Below are 6443 nucleotides of genomic sequence, written 5' to 3'. Positions count from 1 at the left end.
TTTGCAGCAAAAACCACTATTTCGGCATACTAGCGGACAGTAGAGCCGTTATTTGACTCAAATAAGCAATTTAGTGCTAGTTTTGAAGCAAATAGCGTCCCCTGTGTCCGCGAAACCCCAAAAAACACCTCGAAAACATGAAATAGCGGCTCCTGTGTCCGCTCGAGTGGGCAGCATAGCCTTTGCGGTTATGCTGCCATCTTAGTAACTACAGCCGAAAGTAGCTTGATGCATCGATGAGAGTCGGTAGCGGACACACGATCCGTTATTTGACTCAAATCAGCAGATTTGTGCTAGTTTTGAAGCAAATAGTGTCATCTGTGTCCGTTCGAGCGGGTCAAAGCGCACTAAAAAACCGCTGATCCAGTCTCCTCGACTAGGTAAGCGGTTTCTTAATTGTTTAGAACTACACCGTATATTATACGTTCTATACCGTACCGTTCCAGAACAATTCCTCTATCCGAGGCATACGATCGGAAATTATAGCGCACTGCTCACGCATTAGCATCATTAGCTTCGTGCAGGCATTCTCGACGACAGCATCTGTACCCGCGATAACAAGCAAGCCCTTCTCCGCGGTATAGACAATGAGAACTTCATCGTCGGACAGCTCGCGCTTGAGCTTGTACGGGGAGTCAGGATGCATTAATTGAGCTGCCGTCGTGATCTGGACCGTGCCTTTAGGCGATAGCGCCGTATCGATGAACGTAGAATATGCTAAACGCGCGGGTTGATGGGTAAGCGTCGATAACACATGCTGAAGTTCAGAAATGGCTTGTTGAATGCGCGCGACCAGTGGTTTTGAGATCATAATTGTCATTCCCATGATCATTCTCCTCTCTCAAACCGAAAGATATGTATGAAATTAACCATATTATACTGAAATGAAACAAGTTCACAAGTGAACGATATGTGACTGTTTTAAATTTGATCTAGTTGATGACAAATCCATAGGCCGAATATAAGCTCAATAAATTCACTGCGTCCACCAACCATTGACGATATACTGGGGGTATATGGAAATGAAAACAAACAACCATCAAGGGGCGGTTTTGACGAATGGCAAAAGAACCATTGATTCACCTATTTGAGTGGTCGCCGCGTGTGCCCGCGGATCCTTTCCATACACACGACCATTTGGAGATCGGCTATTGCTTGTCGGGGAGCGGGACATTTTATTTTGGCGACAAAACATATCCCGTTCAGCCGGGAGACGTATTTGTCGTCAATCATCTGGAACGGCATGCCGCCGCATCGAATGCGGACAACCCTAGCCGCTATTTGTTCTTGTATTTTGATCCGATCCTTATCGAGCAGGCAGATCAAGAGCTGCTGCTTCCGTTTGTCTATCTGCCGACCAAATTCCAGAACCGAATTCCCGGCGGTCTAACGACAGCTCGGCACATCGGGGAACTGTTCATCGAGCTTGCAGATGAGCATGACCGCAAGCAGCGAGGCTATCAGGGGATGATGCGGGGCAAGATTCTGCAAATATGCGCCCTGCTGCTCCGCTATTATGTTGAACAAGTCCCGTCTGCCGACTGGAATCGCACATTGACGTCGTATTATCGGGTCAAGCCGGCGCTTAACTATATGAACGAGCATTTTCGGGAACCGTTATCTCTGGAAGATGTCGCCGAAAGGCTGGCACTGAGCCCATCCCGGGCAAGGCATCTGCTGCAGGAGAAGCTCGGTATCGGGTTCAAGCAATATGTGCTTCAACTGCGAGTTAACGAAGCCAAAAAGCTGCTGGCGAGCTCCGATCTGCCAATCGTGGACGTGATGTACGCGGCGGGCTTTCAAAGCCACGGGTCGTTTTACCACGCGTTCAAGCAGATCGTTGGCGCTTCGCCGCTCGAATACCGCGAACAGGCTGCAAAGTTAGCCCTTTTTGAGAATATATGAAGTGAAAACAAGACGACGTAAGAAGCTCTCCCCGCTAGAATGAAGATGTAAACAATTCAATCTGTTCTGATGCTAGGATGATGAAGATCGGGGGATAGGCTCATGTCAAGCTGGGGATGGCAAGCGCTGCACAACTTGGTGCAAGCGGAGATCAAGCAGCGCTCGGAAGAGGGCTGTGAGGTTGAAGGGTTTCTACAGAAGCTGGAGGACGCGGGGCAGGATGCTTGCAAGCTGATGGCGGTTTACGACGAGTTGGCGGCGCTTCCGATAGCGGCGAACTTCCCGTATGATGAACCGAATGGGCTGGAGGAGATTCGTGCGGTGAGACCGGAAGGTCCTCGCAATCTGAATGCAGGCTGGTCAGATGAGCAGTGGCGGGACAAGTTCCATGGCGCATGGCTCGGCAGAAGCGTCGGCTGCGCGCTCGGCAAGCCGCTGGAGAGCTGGTCATTCATGAACGGTACGAATGAACATCCGGGCTGGAAAAACGTCCAGCTGTGGTTCGAGGGAGCGGATGCTTGGCCAATCAAGGACTATACGCCAGGACAGTCGCGGGCACAAGAACAGCATGGAATTGCATTATCCGATTATGCTAGGCAAAGCGAGCTGGAGCGCATTCAGTATATGGAGACCGACGACGATATTCGGTATACCGTTCTAGGGCTTTTGATGCTGGAAGAGAAAGGGCTGGCTTGGGACTCGTGGGACACCGGATTGATGTGGTTCAAGCACTTGCCAATCGGCAAAGTATTCACCGCGGAGGCACAATCGTATGCAAATTATTCGGTGCTCATCACTCAGCGCGGCTGGAACCGCGGCGAAGATTCCGAAGCGCAGAAGGAATGGGTAAGGACACACTTGAATCCGTACCGCGAATGGATTGGAGCACAGATTCGCGTTGACGGATTGGCCTACGGGGCGGCGGGCAGGCCTGAGCTCGCGGCAGAGCTGGCATGGCGCGACGCTTCGTTCTCTCATGTAAAGAACGGCATTTATGGTGCCATGTTCGTATCAGCTATGATTGCTGCGGCGTTTGTGGAAGACGATCCGGAGCGCATTGTCGAGATTGGCCTAAGCGAAATTCCGCGTCAATGCCGATTAGCCAGCGATATTCGATTGGCGATCAGCATCGCGAAGGAAGCGACGAGTCAATTGGAGTTGGTAGACCGGATATGGAAATCCTTTAAGCACTACCATCCGGTTCACACGAACAACAACGCCGCATTGTGCGCTGCTGCGCTCGTATTTGCTCGCGGCGATTTTGAGACGGCGATCACGACAGCTGTACTTGGCGGCTGGGATACGGATTGCAACGGCGCAACCGTCGGTTCGATCATGGGCGCCATCGATGGGGCGAAGCAGCTGCCGGAGAGCTGGACATCCCAATTAAATGACACGATGTATTCGGAAATTAACGGCTTTCATCCGATCGCCATATCGGAGTGCGCGCGGCGCAGCTACGAGGTGTACCGCAAACTGCACGGCTAATCATAAGTAACATAGATTACACATAGACCTTACAGACACATGCGCCTGCGATGGAGCATATGTCTGTAAGGTTTTGTTATGTCCTCCTGTCGGTCTGCAGACCGAGCAATAAATTCAACTGTAGAACGATTAGAGTTTCGGTCGGCAGACGCTACATGGCTTAGAGGCATCAAGCTAAGATTGAGATATCCAATATCGGTCGTAAAGTTTCAGTAAACTTTAGGCTTTAATGAAGATAGCCGCTTGTAACCTATACTCACCGCCATAAGGAGGACTGGATTCATGAATAGAATCATTTATGAAGTTGACCACATCAGTCAGGTGTATAAGAAAGGGAAGATCAAAGCGAATGAGGATATCTCCTTCACAATTCGAGAAGGTGAAATTCTCGGTGTTCTCGGTCCGAACGGGGCGGGCAAATCAACGCTAATTAAGCAGCTGATCGGCCACCTGAAGCCGACAGAAGGCAGCATCCGCTTCAATGGAGAGGATGTATTTAAGCAGACCCGCAATATCGCGGAACAAGTAGCGTACTACTCGCAAGAACCGCATGTGCTCGACTCGCTGACTGCCTATGAGGCGCTGACATTCACAGGCAGATTGCGGGGGATGGCGAAGCCGGATGCTGCTCATCAGGCGAATGAGCTGCTGGAAATGATGGGCCTGCAAGAGGTTAAGAAAAAGCAGTTGAAGAGCCTATCGGGCGGCCAACGCCGCATGATCGGACTTGGAACGGTGCTGATCGGCAATCTGCCGGTGCTCATATTCGATGAGCCGACGAATGAGCTTGATCCTAAGAACCGCCGTATGGTATGGAACCTCATAAAGGAGCGCAATAAGCAAGGAGCCACGGTCATACTGGTTACGCATAATGTGCTGGAAGCAGAGCAGGTTGTAGATCGGATCGCCGTCGTAAATCACGGCAAGCTGCTTGCGATCGATTCGGTCGCGAAGCTGAAGCAGAGCGTGGATCAACGGTTAAAGTTTGAGGTGACGACAGAGTTCGGACGCAAGGAGGAGACAGTAGCTCTATTACAGCGTTGGGGATATGTGCAGGACAATGGTGAACATCGTATCACTCTATTCGTAGATAAGCAATCCGCCAGCCGAGTGTTGGATTATATCGTGAACGATCAAGAACTGCGAATCGAGGAATATGCGGTGAAGCCGCCAAGCTTGGAGGATGTGTATTTCCATATCGATGAGCAGCTTGAACAAGAGGATAAACAAGAAGGTAAAGAGGTGATCGGAGCATGAAGCTAGTTACGACTTCGCCGCAGCAAACAGCATTTGTACCTATACATGGATCAAAGCGTCTCTGGGCAGAGCTGTCCATTCTATTCCGAATTCAATTCGCTATTGTCCGCGATAGTTGGGCTTGGGTGCTGCTAATGGCTACGATGTTCCCGTTGACGACGACTTTATTTATGTACTTCTTTATGGAGAATCCAAGTGATGATATGATCATTCGCGTCATTGCGGGCAACATGATCTTCGGTGTAATCGTTATGGGGATGAACGCCATGGGCCAAGAAATATCGTGGCAGAAGCATCAGGGGCATTTTACGTATTATGCTTCACTTCCAATCTCCAAGTTTAACTTTGTCATTGCTAACCTGCTGCGCGGACTTATGAGCACATTTCCTTCACTTGTTATTCTCGGAATTATTGGACAGTTCGGATATGGAATCTCGTTTCACTATTCATGGGGATTGCTGCTAGTTGTGTTATTAACCTTAACGAGCTGCGTAGGTATCGGTGTCTGTATCGGTTTCTGGTCGCCCAGCCATCAGCTTACTAACATGCTGACGCAGGTATTAATGATGTTTGTAACCTTCTTATCGCCGGTAATGGTAGATATGAGTCAACTTCCTCTACCGCTGCAGTGGGTGTCCTATATATTCCCTACTACTTATGCCGCTGATGCGCTGCGCACGTCGCTGATAGAGGGATGGACATCGAGTGTTATGATCGACTGCATCGTGATGTTCTTCTACAGTGTGATTACGGTTGTTGTTATTAACAAGCTCGTAAATTGGAGAATAAGTAAATAGAGAAACACATAGTGGGGCTGCCGAGGCAGCCCCTTTCATGCTCGCATGCTTAATTTCTTTCTACCAAGTCGATGGCAAGTACTTTGCGGACTGGGATGAAAATTGGAACGTTGTTATCAATGATCAAGACAGAACCATGTTGGATTCCAAGGAACTTTCCAGTGTGCGATGTGCTGTCAAAGTGCACACGGATATGGGTGTTGATGCAAATTCGCGATAAGATCCCTCGTACTCCATCGTCAAAACCAAAGTCAGAGTTGCAATTAAAGGACATGCTCACATTCCTCCATCTCTTATAAGGATAATATACTGTATTCGAATATCCTGCTTTTCGATTAGATGGATGATAGAGTTCATTCGTGTATTTTCAGAAGAGTCATGAGATTCATAGTTTAATGTACAGACTGGCGCACTTGATAAATAGGAGGCAGAAGCGGTATGCTCGATATATAAAGATTCATTCCATCCGCGAAGGAGGAAATGCAATGATATTTGGCATCGGGCATGACATCCTGGAGCTGGAGCGCGTATCGCGTATATTGGACGGCAAGAGCAGGGGTCGGTTTATGCAGCGGGTATTGACTCCGACAGAGCTTAAAGTGGCGGAGCTGAAAGAGCCGCGGTTGTCGGAATGGGTAGCGGGGCGATTCGCGGTGAAAGAGGCGCTGGCGAAAGCAATCGGCTGCGGCATCGGCCAACAGGTGGGCTTTCAAGATATTGAAGTACTGCCGGATACGAGCGGCAAGCCGTTCGCGAAGCTGAGTGCGGAAGCTTGGACTCGCATTCGTCTGGATCCCGATCGTACGCGAATTCATGTGACGATCTCGCATCAGCCTGGAATGGCGTCCGCATTCTGCGTCATTGAACAATTATAAGTTAGGATCCAAGGAAGATCTCTAGTCTCGGTGTTGGCTCGGTCGGGATTGGAGTTCTTTTTGTGTAATGAAAATGAAGCGGCGAGTACAGCGGCTGAATGATGATAGGGGTTGTCCCAAG

At 49.6% G+C, this 6443-nt stretch carries 5 protein-coding genes and 1 pseudogene; 5 read left to right on the top strand and 1 reads right to left on the bottom strand.

Annotation, left to right across the window (positions count from 1 at the left end; all coding sequences use genetic code 11):
- Positions 1-427 precede the first annotated feature (427 nt).
- Positions 428-826, bottom strand: coding sequence for a hypothetical protein (locus AC3WTP_RS08085; protein WP_492394086.1), 399 nt, complete (start codon positions 824-826; stop codon positions 428-430).
- A 233-nt stretch (positions 827-1059) separates the two neighbouring features.
- On the opposite strand from AC3WTP_RS08085, the gene AC3WTP_RS08080 reads away from it, so the two are divergent.
- The 5 genes and pseudogenes from AC3WTP_RS08080 to acpS all read left to right on the top strand — a co-directional run bounded on the left by AC3WTP_RS08080 (position 1060) and on the right by acpS (position 6322).
- Entirely contained in the window at positions 1060-1905 is an 846-nt protein-coding gene (locus AC3WTP_RS08080; protein ID WP_492394085.1) for a helix-turn-helix domain-containing protein, read from the top strand.
- 102 nt (positions 1906-2007) lie between these two features.
- Positions 2008-3393, top strand: coding sequence for an ADP-ribosylglycohydrolase family protein (locus tag AC3WTP_RS08075; protein WP_492394084.1), 1386 nt, complete (start codon positions 2008-2010; stop codon positions 3391-3393).
- A gap of 360 nt (positions 3394-3753) precedes the next feature.
- A pseudogene (locus AC3WTP_RS08070) lies at positions 3754-4650 on the top strand (ABC transporter ATP-binding protein); the annotation flags it as partial.
- A complete protein-coding gene (locus AC3WTP_RS08065; RefSeq protein WP_492394083.1) occupies positions 4647-5447 on the top strand; it encodes an ABC transporter permease in 801 nt (266 codons plus the stop codon). The pseudogene AC3WTP_RS08070 and the gene AC3WTP_RS08065, both read left to right, overlap by 4 nt.
- 485 nt (positions 5448-5932) lie before the next feature.
- Complete coding sequence (gene acpS / locus AC3WTP_RS08060; protein ID WP_492394082.1) at positions 5933-6322, top strand: holo-ACP synthase; 390 nt, start codon at positions 5933-5935, stop codon at positions 6320-6322.
- The last annotated feature ends 121 nt before the right edge of the window (positions 6323-6443 follow it).

It is taken from the genome of Paenibacillus sp. EB106-04-04-XG159 (genome assembly GCF_058791835.1).
This window is presented reverse-complemented; position numbering and strand designations above follow the sequence as displayed.